The organism is Scatolibacter rhodanostii, assembly GCF_900197595.1.
In the GTDB taxonomy this organism is placed as follows: domain Bacteria; phylum Bacillota; class Clostridia; order Oscillospirales; family Acutalibacteraceae; genus Scatolibacter; species Scatolibacter rhodanostii.
On sequence record NZ_FZLO01000002.1, the window covers coordinates 361,463 to 384,629 of the forward strand.

At 40.8% G+C, this 23,167-nt stretch carries 22 protein-coding genes and 1 tRNA gene; 11 read left to right on the plus strand and 12 right to left on the minus strand.

Annotation, left to right across the window (positions count from 1 at the left end; genetic code table 11):
- Positions 1-228 precede the first annotated feature (228 nt).
- The 4 genes from CS931_RS06345 to CS931_RS06360 all read left to right on the plus strand — a co-directional run bounded on the left by CS931_RS06345 (position 229) and on the right by CS931_RS06360 (position 5,469).
- On the plus strand, positions 229-687 hold the full coding sequence (locus tag CS931_RS06345) for a GNAT family N-acetyltransferase (RefSeq protein ID WP_099204926.1): 459 nt from the start codon (positions 229-231) through the stop codon (positions 685-687).
- 47 nt (positions 688-734) lie between these two features.
- Positions 735-2,591: a glycoside hydrolase family 13 protein gene (locus CS931_RS06350; RefSeq protein WP_099204927.1), complete on the plus strand. Its 1,857-nt coding sequence runs from the start codon at positions 735-737 to the stop codon at positions 2,589-2,591.
- 234 nt (positions 2,592-2,825) lie between these two features.
- Positions 2,826-3,089: a 30S ribosomal protein S15 gene (rpsO, locus tag CS931_RS06355; protein WP_099204928.1), complete on the plus strand. Its 264-nt coding sequence runs from the start codon at positions 2,826-2,828 to the stop codon at positions 3,087-3,089.
- A 190-nt stretch (positions 3,090-3,279) separates the two neighbouring features.
- Entirely contained in the window at positions 3,280-5,469 is a 2,190-nt protein-coding gene (locus CS931_RS06360; protein WP_099204929.1) for a polyribonucleotide nucleotidyltransferase, read from the plus strand.
- A gap of 100 nt (positions 5,470-5,569) precedes the next feature.
- Here CS931_RS06360 and CS931_RS06365 read toward each other — a convergent pair whose 3' ends face one another.
- Together CS931_RS06365 and CS931_RS06370 are read right to left on the minus strand one after the other, a co-directional pair.
- Entirely contained in the window at positions 5,570-6,265 is a 696-nt protein-coding gene (locus tag CS931_RS06365; protein ID WP_099204930.1) for a 5'-methylthioadenosine/adenosylhomocysteine nucleosidase, read from the minus strand.
- Positions 6,266-6,333: 68 nt separating this feature from the next.
- On the minus strand, positions 6,334-7,671 hold the full coding sequence (locus tag CS931_RS06370; RefSeq protein WP_159459752.1) for a YcxB family protein: 1,338 nt from the start codon (positions 7,669-7,671) through the stop codon (positions 6,334-6,336).
- Between the two features lie 289 nt (positions 7,672-7,960).
- On the opposite strand from CS931_RS06370, the gene CS931_RS06375 reads away from it, so the two are divergent.
- On the plus strand, positions 7,961-8,722 hold the full coding sequence (locus tag CS931_RS06375; protein WP_099204932.1) for an SDR family NAD(P)-dependent oxidoreductase: 762 nt from the start codon (positions 7,961-7,963) through the stop codon (positions 8,720-8,722).
- 81 nt (positions 8,723-8,803) lie between these two features.
- On the opposite strand, the gene pflA is transcribed toward CS931_RS06375, so the two are convergent.
- Positions 8,804-9,508, minus strand: a complete 705-nt coding sequence (gene pflA, locus CS931_RS06380) for a pyruvate formate-lyase-activating protein (RefSeq protein ID WP_099204933.1) — start codon at positions 9,506-9,508, stop codon at positions 8,804-8,806.
- Positions 9,505-11,733, minus strand: coding sequence for a formate C-acetyltransferase (pflB, locus tag CS931_RS06385; RefSeq protein WP_200814952.1), 2,229 nt, complete (start codon positions 11,731-11,733; stop codon positions 9,505-9,507). The genes pflA and pflB overlap by 4 nt, the downstream gene beginning before the upstream one ends.
- Before the next feature lie 501 nt (positions 11,734-12,234).
- Between pflB and CS931_RS06390 the strand changes: the two genes are divergently transcribed.
- Positions 12,235-12,311: transfer RNA gene (locus tag CS931_RS06390), tRNA-Val, on the plus strand.
- Between the two features lie 234 nt (positions 12,312-12,545).
- On the opposite strand, the gene CS931_RS12645 is transcribed toward CS931_RS06390, so the two are convergent.
- Positions 12,546-12,914, minus strand: a complete 369-nt coding sequence (locus tag CS931_RS12645) for a BclA C-terminal domain-containing protein (protein ID WP_159459753.1) — start codon at positions 12,912-12,914, stop codon at positions 12,546-12,548.
- 157 nt (positions 12,915-13,071) lie between these two features.
- Here CS931_RS12645 and CS931_RS13060 point away from each other — a divergent pair, with 157 nt between their 5' ends.
- Complete coding sequence (locus CS931_RS13060) at positions 13,072-13,440, plus strand: collagen-like domain-containing protein (protein WP_278277656.1); 369 nt, start codon at positions 13,072-13,074, stop codon at positions 13,438-13,440.
- Between the two features lie 2 nt (positions 13,441-13,442).
- Here the strand turns inward: CS931_RS13060 and CS931_RS06400 are convergent, their stop codons facing one another.
- From CS931_RS06400 to CS931_RS06435, 7 genes are all read right to left on the minus strand, one after another.
- On the minus strand, positions 13,443-15,050 hold the full coding sequence (locus tag CS931_RS06400) for a recombinase family protein (RefSeq protein ID WP_099204935.1): 1,608 nt from the start codon (positions 15,048-15,050) through the stop codon (positions 13,443-13,445).
- A 56-nt stretch (positions 15,051-15,106) separates the two neighbouring features.
- On the minus strand, positions 15,107-15,370 hold the full coding sequence (locus CS931_RS06405) for a DUF6870 family protein (protein WP_099204936.1): 264 nt from the start codon (positions 15,368-15,370) through the stop codon (positions 15,107-15,109).
- A gap of 447 nt (positions 15,371-15,817) precedes the next feature.
- Positions 15,818-16,069: a helix-turn-helix domain-containing protein gene (locus CS931_RS06415; protein ID WP_099204938.1), complete on the minus strand. Its 252-nt coding sequence runs from the start codon at positions 16,067-16,069 to the stop codon at positions 15,818-15,820.
- Positions 16,050-16,493, minus strand: coding sequence for an RNA polymerase sigma factor (locus CS931_RS06420; protein ID WP_099204939.1), 444 nt, complete (start codon positions 16,491-16,493; stop codon positions 16,050-16,052). The genes CS931_RS06415 and CS931_RS06420 overlap by 20 nt, the downstream gene beginning before the upstream one ends.
- A gap of 588 nt (positions 16,494-17,081) precedes the next feature.
- A complete protein-coding gene (locus CS931_RS06425) occupies positions 17,082-18,329 on the minus strand; it encodes an MFS transporter (RefSeq protein WP_099204940.1) in 1,248 nt (415 codons plus the stop codon).
- Positions 18,330-18,453: 124 nt separating this feature from the next.
- Positions 18,454-19,041 (minus strand): DUF1349 domain-containing protein, encoded by a 588-nt coding sequence (locus CS931_RS06430; RefSeq protein WP_099204941.1) that lies wholly within the window; start codon positions 19,039-19,041, stop codon positions 18,454-18,456.
- Positions 19,042-19,062: 21 nt separating this feature from the next.
- Positions 19,063-19,674: a DUF1349 domain-containing protein gene (locus CS931_RS06435; RefSeq protein WP_099204942.1), complete on the minus strand. Its 612-nt coding sequence runs from the start codon at positions 19,672-19,674 to the stop codon at positions 19,063-19,065.
- 120 nt (positions 19,675-19,794) lie between these two features.
- Here CS931_RS06435 and CS931_RS06440 point away from each other — a divergent pair, with 120 nt between their 5' ends.
- From CS931_RS06440 to CS931_RS06455, 4 genes are all read left to right on the plus strand, one after another.
- A complete protein-coding gene (locus CS931_RS06440; RefSeq protein WP_099204943.1) occupies positions 19,795-20,703 on the plus strand; it encodes an AraC family transcriptional regulator in 909 nt (302 codons plus the stop codon).
- A 315-nt stretch (positions 20,704-21,018) separates the two neighbouring features.
- A complete protein-coding gene (locus CS931_RS06445) occupies positions 21,019-21,348 on the plus strand; it encodes a plasmid mobilization protein (RefSeq protein ID WP_099204944.1) in 330 nt (109 codons plus the stop codon).
- On the plus strand, positions 21,309-22,649 hold the full coding sequence (locus tag CS931_RS06450; RefSeq protein WP_099204945.1) for a relaxase/mobilization nuclease domain-containing protein: 1,341 nt from the start codon (positions 21,309-21,311) through the stop codon (positions 22,647-22,649). Before CS931_RS06445 ends, CS931_RS06450 begins: the two co-directional genes overlap by 40 nt.
- Positions 22,650-22,730: 81 nt before the next feature.
- Entirely contained in the window at positions 22,731-23,123 is a 393-nt protein-coding gene (locus CS931_RS06455; protein ID WP_099204946.1) for a hypothetical protein, read from the plus strand.
- Positions 23,124-23,167 lie beyond the last annotated feature (44 nt).

Consider the following 23,167-nt stretch of genomic DNA (forward strand, 5'->3'; position numbering starts at 1 on the left):
TTGTTGGGCATTATACGATAAAAGATGAAAGGGTAAGCGATCTGTCGCTTGCCTTTTCATTACATTTATGCTATTTTTGAAAGACAGCTATATCTTGTTTTTATCCTTTTAACTTTCTAATTTTATGTTCAATATTTTTTAAGTCATCTATACTTGTGGTATCACCACGCTAAGGTTTATTTTCTATACAATAAAAATCTAAACAGTGCCACCAGAAAGAGAGTTGCTATGCATATTATTTCTGTAAGACAACGACCTGATTACGCAAAAACTGCTATCGCCTTTTTTCAAAAGCATTGGGCAACTGAAGAAAACAAGATGGTCTATGAAGATTGTATCACGAACTGTCTGACTTCTTCCTCTTTACTGCCACAATGGTACCTGCTCTATGACAGAGATGAACTGATTGGCGGAGCAGGATTGATCCCCAATGATTTTATCAGCCGTGCGGATTTATCTCCTTGGCTTTGTGCTCTCTTTATTGAAGAAAAACACCGAGGTCATGCCTATGCCTCTCTGCTGATTCGCCATATCCAGCAAGACGCATCAAAACTAGGTTTCTCCCATCTTTATCTTTGTACTGACCACATTGGTTATTATGAAAAATACGGTTTTTCATATCTTGGCGATGGTTATCATCCTTGGGGCGATAGTTCTCGCATTTATCAAACCTCACTACACTCATAATTGATTTCTCTATTTTCCATTCAGTAAGCAAAAAGGAGCTTTTTCTTTTGTTTGATTCTAGAAACTTGAATTACAAGAACCCTTTTGGTGCTGTATCAACCGGCACTGCCGTCCATTTTAAAATTAATTTACCCCGTGATTTTCACTGTTCTGGCGCCAGTTTAATAGTGGAAAATAACAGTGACAAACAGGTACTTGACCTATTTTGGTGCGGCATGAATGGAGATTCCCACGAATATTGGGAGTGCCATTTCGCACCAAATTCTGCCGGCATTTATTTCTATCATTTTGAGTGCCGCACTGACCGCGGTATTCGTGCACTTATGCGCGGAATAGATGGAAAAGCCGTTTTACAAGGATTTGACCGTTGGCAACTGACGGTATATAACGACTTTCAAACGCCAGAATGGTTAAAAGGCGGACTAATTTATCAGATTTTTCCCGACCGTTTTTATAAATCTGATGAAACAGCAAATACTATACCCTATGAACGGTTCATTCATCAAAATTGGGACGAGGATATTCGGTGGCAACCCGCCGAAGACGGCGAAATCTACAACGATGATTTTTTCGGCGGAAACTTAAAGGGAATTGAAGAAAAGCTTCCTTATTTACAATCACTTGGTGTCACCTGTCTCTATCTTAACCCTATTTTTGAGTCGCATTCTAATCATCGATATGACACAGCTAATTATGCCAAAATTGACCCCTTGCTCGGCACAGAAGCTGATTTTGTTTCTCTTTGCAAAACAGCAAATACACTGGGGATTCATATTCTACTAGACGGCGTTTTCAGCCATACAGGCAGCGACAGTGTCTACTTTAATCGCAGTGGACGTTATGATTCAATCGGTGCTTATCAATCTGAAACCTCACCCTACGCAAGTTGGTACCAATTCAAGAACTTTCCTGACGATTATGACTGTTGGTGGGGCTTTATCACACTACCTAATGTCAACGAAACAGACAGCTCTTACAATGACTATATTAATGGCGAGAATGGCATTGTGCGTAAATGGCTCCGACTGGGTGCCTCAGGTTGGCGGCTTGATGTCGCTGACGAACTGCCAGACACTTTTCTAGACAACCTACACGATGCTGCCAAAGCTGAAAAACCAAATGCGCTGATTATGGGCGAAGTTTGGGAAGATGCTACCAACAAAATGGCATATGGCTCCTTGCGCCGTTACCTCCTGGGCGGTCAACTTGACTCTGTTATGAATTACCCTTTTAAAAACGCCATTTTACTTTATTTGCTCGAGGGAAACTCCTCTGCTTTTTTTGAAATTATACTTTCGATTGTGGAAAATTATCCTGCTGAAAGTCTGCAAGTCTTGATGAATCCACTTGGTACACATGATACCGAGCGAATTTTAACGCTGCTTGGTGGCATTCAAACGGTTGGTCTTGACCGCAAAATGCAAAGTGAGCAAAAATTGACCCAGCAGCAAAGAGAGCTTGCTGTCAAACGTCTGAAGCTTGCTTCGCTTTTGCAATATACGCTGCCCGGTGTGCCGGCTTTATATTATGGCGACGAGGTTGGCATGGAGGGCTGTAAGGATCCTTTCAACCGCAGAACTTTTCCGTGGGGAAATTCCCTTTATGAAAATGAAAAAGCTGAACTTACTTCATGGTATCATGACCTTGGACAAATGCGCCTCACGAATCATGTCTTAAAACAAGGCAATTTCCGCAAAATATATGCTGAAAATGATGTTCTTGCTTATGCTCGTGAATCTATTCATTCAGATTGTTCTTCCCTGTTTGTTTTAGTCAATCGAGGTGAAAAATTTCATGATATTGGGGATATTCTCCCTGTTGATGGAAAATCTATTTTAGGCAAACATTTTAATGAGCAAAACAAAGAAATTGGACCCTTTGAATTCTCAGTGATTGCTTATTAATGAAAGCATTTTTTCTATTATTTATAATGTTTTGAATTGATATTTTAAGTGAAAAAACCTTTACAAAAATTAGCTCGTATGGTAAACTTGTAAAGGTTACCTTGTCTGCGGTTACGGGACTAAACCTTTGAGAAGTTCTTATTCTTATGAATGAGAAGCTTTATAAGGATAACACCGACCCTTGCTGTGGATAATGGTGAATCGCATTTTAATGCAGAAAGGTGCTAAAACACAATGACAAAAACAGAAAAAACCGAAATCCTAAAAAAATATGCTCGTCACGAAGGTGACACAGGTTCTCCTGAAGTACAGATTGCTGTTCTTACCAAGAGAATCAATGATTTAACTGAACATCTTCGCGAAAATAAAAAAGATCACCACTCACGCCGCGGTCTTTTGAAAATGGTTGGTACCAGAAGAAGCCTTCTGAATTACCTCATTAAAATTGATATCGAAAGATATCGTACTCTTATCGTAGAACTTGGTATTCGTAAATAAGAAAAAGTTGTGGCTGTGGCTGTATTCCTTGGAATGGCAACCACGGCCTTTCCTCTTTTTACTAACTAAAAGAGTTTTTAGGGTGCAGTTCAGCAGTGAAACGAGTTTTCGGCATTTTGCGGAGAATTGGTTTAATTGTTGAACAGCTGCCGGATACTCTTGTGCCGAATCAGGCAGAAAGGATGCTATTATGTTTGAAAATTTTAAAGTATTTGAAACAGAATTTGCCGGCAGACCCCTTGTCGTAGAAACCGGTAAAATGGCGCAGCTCGCTAACGGCGAATGTTTGGTTCGCTATGGTGAAACAACCGTGCATGTTGCCGCTACAGCTGCCACAAAACCCAGAGATGGCATTGACTTTTTTCCACTCTCCGTTGATTTTGAAGAAAAACTTTATTCTGTCGGTAAAATCCCTGGCTCTTTCTTGAAAAGAGAAGGTCGTCCTACTGATAAAGCAATCTTAGTTTGCCGTATGATTGACCGCCCCATTCGTCCGCTTTTCCCAAAAGATATGCGCAATGACGTTTCTATTGTTTGCACTGTCATGTCTGTTGATCCTGATTGTTCTCCTGAAATTGCAGCTATGGTCGGTACTTCTATCGCCCTTTCCATTTCTGACATTCCGTGGAACGGACCAATCAGTGGTGTATCTGTTGGTTTGATTGACGGTGAATTTGTTATCAATCCCAATGCTGAGCAGCGCAAGATTTCTGAAATGGCTGTCACCGTTGCTTCTACTGACGAAAGAATTGCTATGATTGAGGCCGGTGCCAATGAAATTCCTGATGACGTTATGCTTGCCGGTATTTTGGCAGGACATGAAGCTAATCAGCATATTATTTCTTTCATTAAAAACATTCAAACTGAAATTGGCAAAGCCAAATTTGAATATCCTTCTCTAAAACCAAATGCAGAAATGTTGGAAGAAATTAAAGCTTTTGCAACAGAAGATATCAAACTAGCTCTTGATACCGATGATAAAACCGTACGTGATGAAAGATTACATCCGATTTATGAGAAGGTACATGCTGAGTTTGATGAGAAATATCCTGATCAAGGTGCACAAATTGACGAGTGCCTCTATCAGACACAAAAATATATCGTCCGCCGTTGGCTTTTGGATGAGCAAAAACGTGTTGACGGCCGTGGCATGAATGACATTCGTCCGCTCGCCGCAGAAGTCGATTTGCTCCCCAGAGTACATGGTTCTGGTATGTTCACCAGAGGACAGACACAGGTTCTCACGATTGCGACACTCGGTTCAATCCGTGACAATCAGCTGTTAGACGGTATCGACGACGAAGAAAGCAAACGCTATATTCACCACTACAATTTCCCGTCTTATTCCGTTGGCGAAACCAGACCCAGCAGAGGACCAGGACGTCGTGAAGTTGGTCATGGTGCCTTAGCAGAAAGAGCGCTTGTGCCTGTCATTCCTCCTGTTGAAGAATTCCCTTATACCATTCGTTTGGTTTCAGAAGTTCTTTCTTCTAACGGTTCAACCTCACAAGGCGCAATTTGCGGCAGCACTCTTGCTCTGATGGCCTCAGGTGTTCCGATTAAAGCACCGGTTGCGGGTATTTCTTGTGGATTAATCACTGAAGGCGACCGTTGGATGACCATGGTTGACATTCAGGGCTTAGAAGACTTCTTCGGCGATATGGACTTTAAAGTTGCCGGTACCCATAAAGGTATTACTGCTATTCAAATGGATCTGAAAATCACAGGTCTGACTCCTGAAATGGTCAAAGAAGCGCTTGAAAAAACACACAAAGCCAGAGATTATATCTTAGACGATATCATGCTAAAAGCCATCCCTGAGGTTCGTTCACAGCTTTCAACCTATGCTCCTAAAATGCTTTCTACGAATGTTCCTGTTGACAAGATTCGTGAAGTCATCGGTTCAGGTGGTAAGGTGATTCAAAAGATTTGTGCTGAATGCGACGTTAAAATTGATATCGAAGAAGACGGTCATGTCTTTATCGCTGGTATTGATTACGAAAAATGTCAGCGTGCACTTGATATTGTGAATACCATTGTTAACGATCCTGAAGCCGGCTCTTACTATAACGGTAAGGTCACTCGTATCATGGATTTCGGTGCTTTTGTGGAAATTGCTCCTGGTAAAGAGGGTATGGTTCATATCTCTCACCTCGACATTAAACGTACTGATAAGGTTACAGATGTTGTGAATATCGGCGACAGCGTGAAAGTTAAGGTCTTGGAAGTCGATGATAAGGGACGTTTGAACCTTTCTCGCAGAGAAGCCCTTATCGATTTAGATGGTGCTGTTCCAGAAAACACTTTGTCTGACAGACCACGCCGTCCTTCTCCTCCTAGAAGAGATTTTAACCGCGGCGACCGTGATCGCAGAAACTAAGCATTAATAAATGAAAACAAAAGGCCATCTTGTTTAAAACAAGATGGCCTTTTTGATTTCTAATGAAACTTAAACCTAACATTGTCGCCAAATTAATCAACTAAAGCTTATCAATCACTGCCAGTAAAAGTTTCTGCATTTTTTCAGCTGCCATTTTTGCAAAAGCAGGAAAGTCCATATTGGAGTCTTCATCACCCTTATCTGATATAGACCGAAGTACTGCGGCAGGTATTTGATTCATATAGCACACGTGTGCTATACTACCGCCTTCCATCTCGCAAGCCATCGCCTCGTACAAATGATTTAGCTCCTTCGTCTTCTCCCTGCTATTTAGAAAAATATCGCCTGTTGCTATAACACCCATATAGGCATTGCCGTAAATATCTTGCGCCGCCTTTTTGATTTTTTCAGCCGCTTCTAAATCACAAGGAATGTTTATAATATTGATTCCTGACACCAATCCAGGTGGATCACCCAACGCTGTTGTATCGCAATCATGCTGCACACAGCTATTGGCAATGACAAAATCACCAATTTCCATGTCTGAAGCAATTCCCCCAGCCACACCCGAATTAATCACAAGCCGTGGATTATATTTCAATATCATGGTTTGTGCGCAAACAGCAGCATTCACTTTGCCTGGCCCACATCGAGAAATAACACAGTTTGTCTGATTTAATTTGCCTATATAAAAAGTAAGCGACGCTATCTTTTCTTCGTTCTCAATCTCCATCTGAGAAAGCAGCGCTTCAATTTCCACATTCATGGCTCCAATAATTCCAATAGGTCTTTGCATTTTGGCTTATCCTTTCTATCCTTTTAAATTTATATTAGTAGCCTAATCTTAACATAGTTTAAAACAGCTTATTTTTGTTCCATTTTTTCTTTGATAAATTGATAGAAAGTATCTTTATCTCCCGATTCAAACCCATTCACATCTAGGATATAAGCATTGTCGGGTCCATAATAAATGTAGAAAAAATCCTTATAACGGCGAATATCTGTAACTTGAAAATAGGGATAAGCGATAGCAGATTGAACGCCAGACACACGAAACGCACTGTTATAGAAAGCATATTTTGCACTGCGCTTATTATTGTTTTGCCCATACACTTTACGCTGTATTTTTTCGATTGAGCTTGAAGATACTGCAATTCTATAAACTTGGTAAGCAAAAAGAGCAATCGCTACCAAAATCATCCACCATTCCGTCTTACTCACTATTGTTAGAACTACTAACAAAATACTGAAAAGAAGACCAATCGCCATTGGCACAATATTCTTTATATAAGCATGGTAGATACTGAAGGTATGCAATACTTCATTAGAGCAATCCGTAATATTCGCATAAAGCATTTCTCCTTTTATTTCAGAGCTGCCTACGCTTTCTTTTCGATAGGCTGAAAGTCTTTCTGCCATTTCTTTTTTCTGCTTTTTTTCTTTCTTTTCACGTACCTTAACAAAAACAACACTGCCGATAATGAGAACTAAAAATCCACCCACAACCAACAGCATGCGAAAAATCTCTTCAGGAGGCACCTGATTGGCGGCTTCTGCCTCTTCTTTTGTAATGAGGTTAGTAATATTTAATGAAAAAGCTGTTTTTTCAAGCGTGTCAAGTTCTTCAGGTTTAAAATCTCTGCCCTGTGCTTGTGTATTAAAGGTTACGATATATCCATTAAAAATAGTGGCGTAAACTTTTTCATGCAGTTCTCCCATTTCTGATGCTTCACTAAACGATTCTAACGAATCATATCGCATAGAAATAAAAGTAATCCCATTATTTTCTACTATTTCTGATTGTAACTCAAAATGCTCTACCGGAGAAGAAAGAGAGTCTAAGAATTCTTTTTTCTTTTCTTCGGTAACTTCTGATAAATTGAAAACATCCCACGATTCTTTTGATGTCTTTTTCGTCACAAGTACATTTGGGCTTCCCTCTTCACCAATAAAATCTACAATTGCATTCATACCCTCATCTTCGCTCGACTTGAAAAGCTTAAGTGTAGCGACCGGGTCTGAAATGCCTGCCAATGTCCAATTTGGGTCTGATAACGCTGTTTGCTCTGTGAAGGTATAAAGATTATCGGGTGCTGTTATTTCAAAGTCATCACTTTTAAACTCTGCCGCCGAAACAGAAAGCGGAATCATCATCACCATAATTCCTGCCAAAAAAACAGAAGCGGTCTTTTTCAAATTCATTGCCATCCACCTTTTAATTTTAATCATCCATACTTTTAAACCGTACCAAAATAAAGCGCAGCTTTACCAATTTTTACAATCTAATAGCTGCTGAGATACAAATTTTAAAATATACACTATATTGACACTATTATAGCAACAATTCTTTCTCAATACAAATAACTTTTTGTGAACATCTGCTTACGTGATTCCTGCTGTATTTCTCAATTATTTTGAGAAAGAGTTGACGAAGTATTCTTTTTGACATAAAATAAAACTAAGTATAAAGAGGACATGGGAGGAATCGAATATGGCCGTTGCAATTATTACAGGCGCTTCTTCAGGTCTTGGACGAGAATATGTAAATGCAGTTGTTGAACAATATCCTTTAATTGATGAATTTTGGCTGATTAGCCGCCATAAAGAAAACTTGAAGGAATTGGCAGATGAACACCAAAACAAAACAATTGCTGCTATTTCTTTAGACTTAGCTGAATCAACCAGTTTTGAAATATTTGAAAAATTGTTACGTGAAAACGAACCTGAAATTAAAGTTTTAATCAACTGTGCTGGATTTGGACAAGTCGTCAGCTTTTTTTCAGCTGATAAGAAAAGGCAGACCGATATGATTGATTTGAACTGCCGTGCGCTAACTCATATGACGAGGCTATGCCTGCCTTATATGATTGACGACAGTCTCGTGATTAATGTATCTTCTATTGCTTCTTTTGCTCCTCTGCCCAGAATGTCGGTCTACAGCGCAACAAAATCTTATGTTCTGGCTTTTTCTAAAGCTTTGCGAGAAGAATTGCGCCCCCGAGGCATTAATGTACTTGCTGCTTGCCCAGGTGTTATGGAAACCAATTTCTATGATATCGCCTACGCACCCGAGGGACCTTCTAAGTTTTTAGACTCGCTCCCCAAAATTCTTCCGGCTGAGTTTGCCGAAAGCTCACTTCGGGCTGGCCGTTATAAGAAAGCCTTTTACACAAAAGGTGCTTTTTACAAGATGTATCACTTAATCGCCAAAATTGTTCCCCATAATTGGCTGATACGCTTTTTTGAGCTCTAATTCATTTTATATAGTAAAAATATAATCTCCCCCAAAGAATCACAACACATTTCTTTAGGGGAGATTATTCTATCTATTACTCTATTTTAACTGACTGACAAGTTCATTCAATGCTTCTTGCGAAAGCGATTCTGTCTTTTCTAGCGGAAATGGAATCTGCATTGTGTCATATTTTTCTTGGCACAAATTGTGAAACGGCAGAAATTCTAACTTGCGCATATTGGGGTATTCCTCAGCAATATCTTTGACCTCTTGCATCGAAGCAAGCGAGTCGTTCATATTAGGGACTACCACATGGCGTATCCAAATGGGTATTCGCATCTTTTTTGTAAGCTCTAAGAACTGACGAACATGACCGTAGTTCCCTTTGGCAAACTGCTGATAATCTTCTGCCGTGGTAAATTTTAAATCTGCCAGCACCAAATCGGTGTGCTCCAGTAATTTTTCAACCTTTTCACCAAGCAAAATGCCAGACGTATCCAACGCCGTATGAATGCCTTGTGCATGTAGTTTTTGAAATAGCTCTGTGACAAATTCAGCTTGCATGAGCGGCTCACCGCCTGAAACCGTCACACCACCATCTTTGCCGAAATAGGTCTTAAACCGGACCACTTTGGCGACAAGCTCGTCCGCTGTCATCTCTTGTCCACCGGCAAATTCCCACGTGTCCGGATTATGACAATACACACAGCGCAGAGGACAACCCTGCATAAAAATGACATACCGTAGTCCAGGACCGTCTACTGCACCGAGCGATTGTACGGAATGAATCCGTCCTTTTGTCATATTGAAGTGTGGAACGTACGAGAGATAACTTCTCTCTGCTGTTCTTTAGAGAGGCGGTGGAAGTTAACAGCATAACCAGAAATGCGAATGGTTAAGTTCGGGTATTTTTCAGGATGCTCCATAGCATCTTCTAATGTTTCACGGTTCAAAACGTTGACATTGAGGTGATGGGAAAGTTGTTTGAAGTAGCCTTCCATAATGCCAACCAAATTTGTTACTCTGTCTTCATCTGTTTTGCCAAGTGATTCAGGAGTAATAGAGAAAGTATTAGAAATACCGTCACGAGCATAACGATAAGAAATTTTAGCCACAGAGTTCAAAGAAGCCAATGCACCAGAAGTATCTCTGCCTGACATGGGGTTTGCACCAGGAGCCAAAGGTTCACCATGTTTACGTCCATCAGGTGTGTTACCTGTCTTTTTACCGTACATAACGTTAGAGGTAATCGTCAAAATAGAAAGTGTGTGTTCTGCACTTCTATAAAGAGGATATTTGCAAAGCTCATTATAGAACTTCTCAACTTGCTCGCAAGCAATTGAGTCAACTCTATCATCATCATTACCAAATTTCGGGAAATCGCCTTCAATTTCAAAGTCAGTAACAATGCCTGTCTCAGGATTTCTGACGCATTTTACTTTTGCGTATTTAATAGCAGACAAAGAGTCAGCCATACAGCTCATACCAGCGATACCAAAAGCCATCAGTCTTCTAACGGTTGTATCATGCAGAGCCATTTGAGATTTTTCATAAGCGTAGCGGTCATGCATGTAGTGAATGATGTTCATGGCACTTACATAGGTCTTTGCCAACCATGCGCGATAAACATCCAATCTTTCCATTAGCTTATCATAATCCAAATATTCGTCTTCCCAAATCGGCATTTCCGGTCCGATTTGTTCAGCTTTCAGCTCATCACGGCCGCCATTGATAGCCATAAGCACCATTTTCACGATATTGGCTCTGGCACCAAAGAACTGCATGTCTTTGCCGATTCTCATAGCAGATACGCAGCAGGCAATCGCGTAATCGTCACCGTAATGAGGACGCATAACATCATCATTTTCATACTGAATCGCATCGGTATCACAAGAAACTTTTGCGACAAAGCGTTTCCAGTTTTCAGGCAGATTTTGTGACCAAAGAATGGTCATATTCGGCTCTGCAGAAGGGTTGAGGTTATAAAGAGTGTGCAAAGTACGGTAGCAAGTTTTTGTTATCAGGTGTCTGCCATCTTCGCCAATACCGCCGATTGCTTCGGTAATCCACATGGGGTCACCAGCAAACAGTTCGTTATATTCAGGAGTTCTTAAATGTCTGGCCATACGCAGTTTAAGAACAAAATCGTCCATGATTTCCTGTACTTGAGATTCATCGAGCAAACCGTTTGCCATATCTCTCTCAAAATAGATATCTAAGAAAGTAGAAACTCTGCCCAAACTCATAGCTGCGCCGTTTTGCTCTTTAATAGCAGCAAGATAAGCAAAATAGAGCCACTGTACAGCTTCTGTTGCATTGGTTGCCGGAAGAGAAATGTCATAGCCATATTGCATTGCCATGGTTTTCATGTCTTTAAGCGCTGAAATTTGGTCAGAAACTTCTTCAGCAAGACGAATACTGCCAACTAGCATTCTTTTTTCATCTACGTTTACTTTGTCTTTTTGTTTTTCTGCAATCAATCTGTCAATGCCGTAAAGTGCTACACGGCGGTAGTCACCAATGATTCTGCCACGGCCATAGGCGTCAGGCAAGCCTGTGATAATGCCGGCATGTCTTGCTTTTTTAACATCAGGTGTATACGCAGCAAAAACGCCATCATTATGTGTTTTATGATAACGAAAAGCATTTTCAATATTTTCGGAAACTTCATAGCCATACGCTTTACATGCCTGACGAACCATTCTCATGCCGCCAAAAGGATTGCAAGCACGTTTAAGAGGTTCATCTGTCTGCAAACCAACAATAATTTCTTTTTCTTTATCCAGATAGCCAGGTCCAAAAGAAGTACTGGTGATAACTGTATCGGTGTCAACCTTTAAAGCACCGCCATTTTCATGCTCTTGACGCATTAATTCTTCAAACTGATTGCGCAAGTCCACCGTTCTTTCTGTGGGTCCCGCTAAAAAGCTGTCATCCCCATTATAAGGTACATAGTTGCGCTGAATAAAATTGCGAACATCAATTTCTTTCTCCCACACGCCACCTTTAAAACCATTCCAAGCACTCATCACTCATACTCTCCTTCGTCTGCTATTTTCCAAATCTCTTTATCTCGTTTTTGAGTGTTTATAAACATTTATAAACTATTTGGAAACTTTTCATTTGAATTTATAATATATTATGTTTTATTTCTCATTTAAGATACCATATATTTTTAAAAAAATCAATACCAAATATAAAAATAATCATTTTTATATCATCTTATAAATCTAATAAATCACTGCTATCATTGATAAATCTTAAACAAATAAGGATGATTCTTATCTATATTTCATAAACTTTGTTAATTTTTTATTTATAATGCCCTAAATTTCTATATTTATTCTAATTTTCTTTTATTTTTGACTGAATACACTATATATGGTGTATTCAGTCTGCAATTAGCTGTATATTGTTAATAATTTCACGATTTGCCTGTTTTTTACTTTATAAATTTATAAATAATTATTCTAAAATATTTTTATTGACTGATGCTTTAAAAATTGATATAATAATAAAAATTCATTTATGGGGGCATAGCTCAGCTGGTTAGAGCGCCTGCTTCACACGTAGGAGGTCGATGGTTCGAGTCCATTTGTCCCCACCATAACATTAAAAGCTGTGATAAAAGAGTTACTTCATTCTTTTATCACAGCTTTTAATCTATAACGGAGCCATTATTGGGACATCTCTTAACCGCATCTGTAAATTACTATAGTTATACGTTAACTCTCTTAGTTTCTATCTCCTTTTTCTATGGCCATTTAGGAACAAAACGCAAAAAGGCTGTAGCATTTCTGTTTTGCTACAGCCTTTTTGTGTCTATTTGTTCAACGCTCCCTTAGCTTAACTTTACAATTCCAATAGAAGCACCCGAACCAATTGTTACAGTCTCCCCCGCTGCGCCAAATAGACCCAACGAGATAACATCTCCAGCTTGCAACACAGCTATCGTAGTCATAGACTCTGATAGAATTAAAGATTGTACAGAATCTGCAATAGATGGATTGTAAGGTGTTTGATTTCCTTCAGGCCCGATCAAAAAAATAGCACCTATTGTTGTTTGTTCTGGACCAGAAACATCAATTGAATAGGTCAGTAGGTAGGTTCCTGCTGTTGCCATCTGAAATTCTGTTGGAGAAATTACATTAATATCCGGTGAAGTTAAGACCGGTGCAGGGAAATCTACTGGCGTAGCAAGAGGCAACACTTGTAGATTGTAGGTTCCTGTATCTTGATGGACAAGGAAAGAGGTTTGTGTTGGTGTCGGTCCCTGTGGTCCCGTTGGACCAACAAGGCTTTCTAGCCATTGCTCTTGTGTACCAGTAAATCCTTCCTCTACAGCGACTTCATACGCACTAGCACCTGTGGAGCCATCGGGACCTGTAGCACCATTTATACCAGTTGGACCTACAGGTCCAGTAACTCCTGTCGGACCAGTAGGCCCGGTAGCCCCCGTATCACTGTCTGCTCCGGCTGGACCTGTAACCCCAGTGGGACCAGTTGCTCCTGTCGGTCCTGTCGGTCCGGTTGCTCCCGTGTTACTGTCTGCTCCGGCTGGACCTGTAACCCCAGTGGGACCAGTGGCTCCTGTCGGTCCTGTCGGTCCGGTTGCTCCCGTGTTACTGTCTGCTCCAGCTGGACCTGTAACTCCAGTGGGGCCAGTGGCTCCTGTAGCTACAGTAATTTATGCTCAAACAGTTTGGTTAAAATATAGAGAATTTCTTTTCGGCTAAAATCAGCCTACTTTATTCTCCACCACTGTTAATGAATATTTGTTGTTTTCAATGAAGTCTATCATGCGTTTGTACTGGTTTTCCAACTTGAATTGTACCGTGATTTCTCCGTTCTCATGGATAAGGATGGTTTTCACCAATTCTACCAATAACCCTTGTGAAAGCTCTTGAATATTTTTATGCTTCAGGAACGCTTGCAGATATGGGTCGTCAGAAGTAATCCCTTGTTCCATTGTGCCGATTTCACCTCGAATGTGCTCAATGACTTCTTTTAGCTGTTCTTCCTGCTGCTCAAACTTCTCTTTCATCTTTCGGTACTGTTCACGGGTAATATCGCCGTTCTTCCAGTCCATATAGAGCCCTGATATTAAGTCCTCGATTTTTTCAAGCTCCTGTTCACGAAGTTTCAAAAGGTGCTCTAACCGAGTGGATTTTGTCTGAACAACGGGTGCCTGATTGATGTTGTTAAGCACTTCCTCCAGGCTTTCCACAAGCTCAATCTGCTTTTGGATAACCAGCAGAACCGTTTTTTCCAGTACATCAAGCCGCATAGTGTGTTTGGTGCATTTATCCTTTGATTTCCTCTTATAAGTGGAACAGTTATAGTATACAAAACCATTTGACGCCCTGCGGGTCATGGATTTTCCACAATCAGCACACTTGAGAAAACCTGAGAATAAGTAAGTTTCCGTTTTGCCCGGGGCGGTCCGTGTGTCCTTTGCGTGAAGTTCCTGGGCCTTTTCAAAGAGTTCTAAGGAAATAATCGCCTCATGGGTATTGTTTACCTGAAACCAATCTTCTTCGGGAACATTCACCATATCATGCACCTTGTAGCTGATAACCCGCTGCTTGCCCTGTACCATTGTTCCCATGTACACTTTGTTTTTCAGAAGTCTTGAAACGGAAGTTCCCATCCAAAGGCCATCATTTTCATCCACGAGAGTTTCTGTACTCCCGTCACCATAGACAAACCACTGGAAAATGTCCCGTACCACCTGAGCCGCTTCTTCGTCAATGACAAGAGCATTTTTATCGGTAGGGTGTTTCTCATAGCCATAGGGAGCAAAAGCACCAATAAATTCACCGTTGCGGCGTTTGTTATCAAATGTACGTCTCACACTGTTTGAAGTCTGGGCAGCAAAGCGGTCATTCATAAGACCGTTTATGGGGACTTCCATGCCGCTTACGGCCTCCGGGTTCAGATATGTATCAACCTTTGGGTCGCCAAGTGTGATGAAACGTGTACCATGCAATGGAAAGAAACTTTCAATGAAATAGCCCTGGTCAGAGTAGTTACGAAAAGCACGGGCAAGGTTTTTGCAGATAACGCAGTTGACTTTTCCTGATTCTACATCCTGTATCAAACGCTGGAAATCAGGGCGGTCATAGTCTGTTCCTGTTCGCCCGTCGTCTACATAATAATCAATGATTACATATTCCCCTTGAAAAAACTTCTCTACATATTCTGCGAGAATTTTCTTCTGATTTGTCACACTGAGACTTTCATCATTTCCATCATCTTTAGAAAGACGGATATAGAGTGCAATGTACCAAACAATTTTCTTTACTGTAGATTTTTCATCCGTTTGCGATTTTCGTATGCGTGCCATCTTACCTCCAATCCCGCATAACCACAACACTATTATGCCGTGTTATTGGTAAAATGTCAGCCTTGTTTTATGCGAATAAAATAATTTTCCAAGGTTTTGCTAAGTTTCGGACCGTTATCGGTAAAGCAGACTCTCACGGGAATATCCCCGCATAGAAAGCAGTAAGGATTTTTTATTCGTTCCAAAAAGTCCAGTATTTTTTCTTCATGAGGTAAATCCTGTCTTATGTGAATAGCGGATAAATCCACCAGCTCTTTCCTGTTGATTGTTTCAATGTTCTGCTGGCTCATAATCTCCAATTCGCTGCTTGTAATCATCATAGTTCCCCCTTTCAAGGCAGGAGAAAAACACATCAGAAATAAAAGTTTCCTCTATCTCCATGATATGAAGGTCTGATTGTCCAGTATGATAGGCATAAAAACGGATGGCTGCTGGCACAGCTCCACGGGAGTTTCACCCCTCCGACGGTCTGCCGGAGCCCTGCCCATTGCCTGCGACGCTTTGAACGCTCGGACTGTGGCTGCAAGGGAGTATCATTGTCCTGCCTGTACGCTCCACCCGCAAGCCGCCACGCTTGCTTTGCAGCCTGGGTGCTGATCGCTCGCTCATAAGAGGTCATGGCGCACCGGCTGTTTGGCTCTATACAGACAGAATGTATCCGTATGCCCTATACTGCACCGCCGTTATCTTGCGGGCTTTCTTTGTCAAAGAGCAAAGGCAAGGCAGGGTTTACAGTCTGCGGAAAAGGGGGGCGCAGACCGTTTAACTCAAACCTTGAATGAAAGGACAGCCCGCATGAGCTTTGAGCGCAAGCGATCCCGTATATCCTCGTCTATGCCGTAATAGGTATTGCCGCGTTCGTCGCGGAGCTTTCGCATAGACAGGCTGGCCATGTAGCTTTCATACTGTTGTACAACAATCTTCATAGCCTCCGGGTCGCCCTTATTTGCGGCTATAATTACCGGGTAAGGCAGCAAGCCGCGCTCGTCGTTTCCGGTGTTACCATTTGTTTTCATCATAGGCGCGTTCCTCCAAATAGCGTTTTAGTAATGCAAAAGAGCTTGTCCGCCGATACTGTACGGTACTGCGTGGAATTGCATAGAGTTCAGCAATTTCCGCGTCGCTCATGTCAAAGAAGTAGTACAGCAGGACAGCTTCGCGCTTTTCTTCCGGCAAGCTGTGCATAGCCTCGGCAAACAGTTTTGCGGAGATTTCCTTTCCCGCGACACAAAAGGATTGTTCAGCCTTATCATCCGCAAAATAACGGTCATAGGTGTAAAGCTGATTTTCCTCCTGTGGGGACAGGTCGGAAAAAACGGTCTCGCGTGACTGCCGCCACTTTACATGATTGTGAGCGTTGACCGCTTCATTTCGGAGTGTTTCTTTGCAAAACCCATTAAACGCACAACGGATTTGCCATTGGGTACGAGCAGGTTCATTCATGGTATTCACCTCCTTTCGCAACCGCGAAGGCGGGTGATGATTTCCCCTTTCGTAAACCCTCAACAAACAGAAATTGAAAACTGCCAAAGACAGCAGAGGATTTTTTAAAAAAAGATTTGATAAAAACGCAAAAATGCCCGGTTGCATAGCGCAACTGGGCATCAATTTTATGATTAAAGATGAACTTACTGACTTATAAGCATAGTTATCCTGTAAATAGCTTTTTCTTTTTTTGATATGTCAATATTTACATTAATATGTCGAACAACAGGTAACACGGCGATACCTCCATGTGCCGTTGTACCATGAAAAGAAGGCGCCTTTAATACGCCCTCCACAATTCATTCTTTCAGAAAAACGGCAGCTTTGAATTTTATTTCAAAACCGCCGTTTGGTTACTATACTTTACTTAAGCGCACGCCAATCCCTGCTACCATAACAACGGTTTTTTTTATTTACCGTTAGTTAACGCACTTTATTTGACTAATCGTAAATGACTAAGCAAACAACATTGTTGCTAATATAAGTACACCAATCACCCCTAATAAAATCTGTCCAATACATGAATCCAAATCAAAATTTTTGAATCTATTTAAGCGAAGAACTCACAATAGTTATTCTATTCTTTAATATACGGGTACTTAGTAGAATCACAATAGGGAATACAATTGCGGTGAATAGTCCTACCTTAAGAGCAGATTGTGTAATATCCACACCTGTAAACAAGTGTTCAACATCTGTATAGTTAAACTTAATTATTATGTTTGACACAAACCCAACCAGGCTTGGCCCAACTGCACACCCGATATCCCCTCCTAAAGCCAAGTATCCAAACATAGCATTTCCTCCATTTGGATATAATTTGGAAGATAGGCTAATAGTTGCCGGCCACAAAATAGCAATCGATAGCCCAGTCAAGGCACAACCAACCAGTGATATAGCCGGAATCGGGGATAACGATACCAATAAATAGCTAAAGATGCACATCCCTCCAGAAATCGCAATCAACTTCCGCAAATCATATTTCGCACCTTTTTTTCCATAGATTAACCTTGTAATACCCATCAAGAAGGCAAATGAACAAGGTCCAAGTAAATCACCAAGCGTCTTAGATGTGCCAAGACCAATTTCGGCAAAAAAGGAAGACCATTTTGACATTGCCTGCTCAGCAGCACCTGCACACACCATCAATACGAACAACATCCAAAATGTTTTTATTGAAAAAAGCTTTCTTGATGGAATCTGAACATCTTTTTCAACTAAAGTCTTCATCGGTACTTTAAGAAATAGAAACAGATTAAAAAGCGGAACGATACACCAGAGTATCGCCAGCAAGTACCAATGTTGTTCACCGACTAATGTGAAAAATAGCGTAGACAATAAAACAACCGCCACATACCCCCAACAGTAGAATGAGTGTAAAATTCCCATAACGCCCGATTTTTTATCCCCTGGTAAGGCTTCTGCAATAGGATTCACAACAACCTCAATGAAGCCGCCGCCTACAGAATTCAAAGTTACACCAATCAACAATCCTATAAATGGACTTATAATCATGGGGAGTATACTCATGCCAAGCAGCCCTGCCAAACAACAGAGATTAGCAATAGTAACAGAAATACGGTAACCGAAAATATCAACAATCTTGGCCGCCAAAAAATCAACCAAAATTTGAATACAAAATCCCACAGTAATAAGAAGTGTTATTTTTTCAAGTGAAACACCCAATTGCGCCTGAAATATAACAAATAAAAGTGGCGGTAAGTTACTTACTATAGCTTGGCAAATATATCCGCAAAAGCAAGCGTAAAGCGTATGTTTATAATTTAATTTCATGTATCCTCCATTGTTAGCCGCCACTTATGAATAAATCAATGAATTGTACAAATAGATTGTAATTTACTATCCTAAAAGTTCGTCGGCTCTGCACTCTGTCTTATAACTATTTCATTATCTGGAATTACTTTCCCATTCGGATATTTTTAACTTTCCTGTTTTCTATGGTTAAATCCTCATAGACACGAACCCCGCCAGTGCCGGTAGGAGCCTGTGCCAGCAGACCCACCTTCAAAGTTTCCTCTGCTGGTAAGTTAAAAAACCGCATCATATAATAATTATTGCCATCTATTGAATAATGGAATGCGAAAGACTGTCCTAAGCGACATAGCTGAAGCCAAACAGAATTTTCCTCTATATTGCAACCATTTGCATCGTCTGATTGACCATTTGTAACAACACTAACAACGGCATGTGTGTTAAAATCGGTAAGCTCAAAACATGCTTTTGCCCAGTGAGTCATATCCTGCATTACCATAATAGAAGAAGAATCATAAATATCTTTGAAATCAAGTGATACTTTTACTTTCATCACAAAATCACCTGTCACCTCCGTATAATAAAAAGGAGCATTACTAAGTGATTCCGGGGTGACACCCTCTTCTCCGACAGTCCCACCATTACAGAAAAAATCACTTTCTTTAGGGGCGAAAATTTCAATTCTTTTTCCTGACTTGTTTATTGTGCTTTGATTTAACCATTTAAACTCCATAACAAATTCTCCTAATAATATTTAATGTTTTTCAACACGCCATTCTGCATCTGATTCCCATTGACACTCCGTAATTTCCATATTGGTAAATGTTGCTTTATAAGAGCCTTCCGTCGGACTTCCGGCATATATTCCAAAAGTGATTTCACCAGACGCTTGACACATATGGAAAATTCTCATCTGCTTAAAGGAAATACCATCCTGACTACATTCAATACAATAATCACTTTCTCTACGTGAAAAGCGATACCACATAGCCTTAATCTCTGAGGAAATATCTGTAGTTGCCCAATCAGAATAGCCATGATTGGTAACTACACTCCCCAATCGCTGCACTTTTTTATCCTCGTATTCAATCGAAGCCTTAAACCAATTATCGCTGTCTAAGTACATTGCAACGCCACACTGGTCAAAACGATGGCCGCTTTCAAACTCCGTCTTTACTATAAAGGAAAAAAACTGTTCAGTTGTTTTCACCTGTAACACGGGAGCACTATCATTTTGAAAACCATAATAAGTACGCGCCCACAAATCTGTTCCTTTTTCTGTAATAATCACTACCTTATCTTCACTTACCATTGTCTGAACTGGTTTACGAATCCACTCCGGATTGCATTTCAAAAAGTCAGCCATATCTTTTCCTCCTAAATTGATTAATTATCTATTAGTCCAATTGCATTATATCCCAATAAAAATATTTTTTCACTACATAAAATCACAAATTTATAGTATAATATAACAGAGGTGAAAATTATGCAGTTTTATAAAACTACTACCGATGAAACATTAAGAGAAACCGCTACTCATGGAAGTGATGAATATCCCATAGCATATTATGTAGATGATATCTGGCAATTTGATCTTGGATGCATAGACTGGCACTGGCATCGAGAAGTTGAATTTGTAACTGTCTCAAAGGGTACTGTAAATTGTCTGATTGGGCAAAACAGAATTCATCTGGAAATAGGTCGGGGAATCTTTATTAATAGTGGAACCATTCATCGCTTTGAAACCGATGATAACGGTATCATGCCCAACATTGTATTTGCACCAGAACTGATTGCCACAGAAAGAAGTTTAATTCATGAAACATATATATTACCCATACTGTCATCCGGTCCCGCTTATCAGATACTAAACCCAAATATCTCATGGCAAAATACGATACTGATGTTACTGAATCAAATATATGACATACAAGAAAAGAACGTGGATTCTTTATCTCCTCTAAATACACTTCTTCTAACTACTGATTTATGGAAACATCTATTTCAAAATATAAATATTGAACCAATTTCTGTAAATGGAGTGAAATCAGCCTTTCAATCTTCACGATTACAGATTATGTTACAATTCATCCATGACCATTATGCAGAGGATATAGGACTTAAGGATATAGCGAAATCCACTAACATTAGCAAAAGTAGTGCATTAGAAGTTTTTCGTCGCGGAATTGCACAATCTCCAGTTTCTTACTTAATTGAATATCGTTTATTACAGGCAGCTATTTTACTAAAGAACACGAAAAAGACCATTTCTAATATATCACTCACTATCGGTTTTTCCAGCAATACTTATTTTTGCAGAAAGTTCAAATGCTATTATAAGATCACTCCTGCCGAATATAGAAAACAGGCATTACACAATAGCCCCTCGCTATGACTTGTTACCCTTTTTTGTGCGGATAGTTGCTGCCACGGCAAAAAAGACATTAAAAAAATCCGAAACAGAGAATCAGTGAATGTTCTGAACACAACAGAATATGAAATAAGAAGCGTTACAGACAATAAAGTTTGTAGCGTTTTTTATTTGGCAAAATAGGCTTTTCCTTTGTTGTAGGTATTAGGGATAGAGTAACGTAGCAAGCACAGCAAGTGAGTACCCACTTGCGGATTTTTGCATTTTCAGGTCCCTTGCCCGAAAATACAAAAATGCTCGTTGGGATAATCCCAAACCCTTATAGAACGGAGGAACGCCATGCCGAACAGAAAACGGAATATACAGATGAAATTTTATGTTACGGAAGAAGAAAAACGGCTGATAGAGGAAAAGATGAAGCTCCTGCCGACACAGCGGTATGGGGCTTATCTGCGTAAAATGGCGATTGACGGATACATCATTTACACCGATACGGCAAACATCAAAGCATTTACCGCGGAGCTCCAGGGCATAGGCCGGAACATCAACCAGATAGCAAAGCGGCTCAACGCCGGGGCTCCGGTTTATGAAGCGGATATAACGGAGATTAAAGAAAGGCTGAATCAGATATGGCAATTACAAAGACACATCCTATCAAGTCTACGCTGAAAAAAGCGATTGACTATATCTGCAATCCAGTCAAGACAGACGAAAAACTTTTGGTGTCTTCCTTTGGCTGCGCCGCCGAAACCGCCGACATTGAATTTGCCTGGACCCGCAAACACTCCATAGACAAGGGGACGCACCTGGGGCGCCACTTGATACAGGCTTTTGAACCGGGCGAAACCACGCCGGAACAGGCCCATGAAATCGGTATGCAGCTTGCAAAAGAGATATTGGGCGGCAAATATGAGTTTGTCCTTACCACCCATATAGACAAAGGGCATATTCATAATCACCTGATATTTAATGCCGTCAGCTTTGCGGACTACCGTCATTACCATTCCAATAAACGCAGCTATCACTATATCCGCCGCGTTAGTGATTGGTTATGCAAGGAACATGGCCTGTCGGTCATCATCCCTGGACAGGACAGAGGAAAGAGCTATGCGGAATATACCGCCGAAAAAGCGGGAACCAGCTATAAGGCAAAACTCAAAGCAGCCATTGACCGGCTGATACCCGTATCCTCCGACTTTGAGGATTTAATCCGCCGTCTGCAGAACGGGGGATACGAAATCAAACGTGGGAAATACATGTCCTGCCGGGCTTCCGGTCAGGAGAGATTTACCCGCATGAAAACCCTGGGCGCCGATTATACGGAGGAAGCAGTTGCCGCCCGGATTGCCGGAAGACCCCGCCCCTCCAGACAGCCTAAAAAAGATGACAAGCGGATTAACCTGCTTATTGATATTCATAACAATATCAAAGCCCAGGAGAGCGCCGGTTTTGCTCATTGGGCAAAAATCAACAACCTAAAGCAAGCGGCAAAGACTATGAATTTCCTCACAGAACACGGTATCAGCAGCTATGAGGAATTGGAGGAAAAGGCCACTGCTACTGCCTCCGCCAGCGATAAGCTACTTGCCTCTGTCAAGTCCACGGAAACCCACATAGCGGATCTCTCCCTGCTGATGAAGCACGCTGCCGCCTATCGGAAGCTTAAACCCATTTATGACAGCTACCGGAAATCCTCGGATAAAGAAAAGTTCCTACGAGGCCATGAGAGCAATATTATCCTTTTTGAAGCGTCAGCCAAGGCCTTAAAGGAAATAAGGATAGAAAAACTCCCCTCCGCCGAGAAGATGAAAGCGGAGTATGAAGCCCTTACCATCGAAAAGGAAAAGCTGTACTCTGCATATAAAACTGCAAGACAGGAAGCAAAGGAATACCGCATCATTAAACAGAATGTTGACAGTCTGCTTTCTCCTCCAAAAGAAAAGGAGCAGGAGAAATATACGGAAAGATGACGAAAATCCTGGGCTCAGGGAGATTTTGGGTGTATAATGGAAATGAAATCATAAACAGAGATTTACAAAAGGAGGTCAATCATGGCAGGGTTATTTACATATGGGCTTGTCCTGGCTATCAGCATTATCATTGGCCTTATCTTTACCGTGATAGGGCTTTTTCTCGGACACATCATTTTATTTGACAGTATATTTCTTGCAGCAATCAGTGGAATAATCTGCAATCAAATATGGCACGTTCATCCCGCATTGTGCGTAGTAATAGCGATTGTATTGTTCGCAGTCCTCTTTTGGTTGCAAAATACAAAAGCGGGATTTTGGATTATCGGAGTGCTGCTTTCAGCGTTTTGGGCGTTTGTGTTCGGCTTCTTCGCACATATCTTTACAGGTGAAGATATGGTGTGGTTCTATGTAGTGATGGGTATCGGATTTATTGTAATGATGGGGCTTCATCTGAAAGCAAGGGATAGGTAATAGGAACTTACGCAACAGTAGAGCCACGGAGTATCTATATATTA

Bases quoted from the DNA above. Each gene is read 5' to 3' on its own strand.
- CS931_RS06370 (WP_159459752.1), bottom strand. From the start codon at position 7,671: ATGAATTTGAAAAAGACCGCTTCTGTTTTTTTGGCAGGAATTATGGTG.
- CS931_RS06425 (WP_099204940.1), bottom strand. From the start codon at position 18,329: ATGAAATTAAATTATAAACATACGCTTTACGCTTGCTTTTGCGGATAT.
- CS931_RS06435 (WP_099204942.1), bottom strand. From the start codon at position 19,674: ATGGCTGACTTTTTGAAATGCAATCCGGAGTGGATTCGTAAACCAGTT.
- CS931_RS06365 (WP_099204930.1), bottom strand. From the start codon at position 6,265: ATGCAAAGACCTATTGGAATTATTGGAGCCATGAATGTGGAAATTGAA.
- CS931_RS06455 (WP_099204946.1), top strand. From the start codon at position 22,731: ATGGCAGGGTTATTTACATATGGGCTTGTCCTGGCTATCAGCATTATC.
- rpsO (WP_099204928.1), top strand. From the start codon at position 2,826: ATGACAAAAACAGAAAAAACCGAAATCCTAAAAAAATATGCTCGTCAC.
- CS931_RS06430 (WP_099204941.1), bottom strand. From the start codon at position 19,041: ATGGAGTTTAAATGGTTAAATCAAAGCACAATAAACAAGTCAGGAAAA.
- CS931_RS06345 (WP_099204926.1), top strand. From the start codon at position 229: ATGCATATTATTTCTGTAAGACAACGACCTGATTACGCAAAAACTGCT.
- CS931_RS06440 (WP_099204943.1), top strand. From the start codon at position 19,795: ATGCAGTTTTATAAAACTACTACCGATGAAACATTAAGAGAAACCGCT.
- CS931_RS06375 (WP_099204932.1), top strand. From the start codon at position 7,961: ATGGCCGTTGCAATTATTACAGGCGCTTCTTCAGGTCTTGGACGAGAA.
- CS931_RS06420 (WP_099204939.1), bottom strand. From the start codon at position 16,493: ATGAATGAACCTGCTCGTACCCAATGGCAAATCCGTTGTGCGTTTAAT.
- CS931_RS06360 (WP_099204929.1), top strand. From the start codon at position 3,280: ATGTTTGAAAATTTTAAAGTATTTGAAACAGAATTTGCCGGCAGACCC.
- CS931_RS06405 (WP_099204936.1), bottom strand. From the start codon at position 15,370: ATGATGATTACAAGCAGCGAATTGGAGATTATGAGCCAGCAGAACATT.
- pflA (WP_099204933.1), bottom strand. From the start codon at position 9,508: ATGACAAAAGGACGGATTCATTCCGTACAATCGCTCGGTGCAGTAGAC.
- CS931_RS06445 (WP_099204944.1), top strand. From the start codon at position 21,019: ATGCCGAACAGAAAACGGAATATACAGATGAAATTTTATGTTACGGAA.
- pflB (WP_200814952.1), bottom strand. From the start codon at position 11,733: ATGAGTGCTTGGAATGGTTTTAAAGGTGGCGTGTGGGAGAAAGAAATT.
- CS931_RS06450 (WP_099204945.1), top strand. From the start codon at position 21,309: ATGGCAATTACAAAGACACATCCTATCAAGTCTACGCTGAAAAAAGCG.
- CS931_RS06415 (WP_099204938.1), bottom strand. From the start codon at position 16,069: ATGATGAAAACAAATGGTAACACCGGAAACGACGAGCGCGGCTTGCTG.
- CS931_RS06400 (WP_099204935.1), bottom strand. From the start codon at position 15,050: ATGGCACGCATACGAAAATCGCAAACGGATGAAAAATCTACAGTAAAG.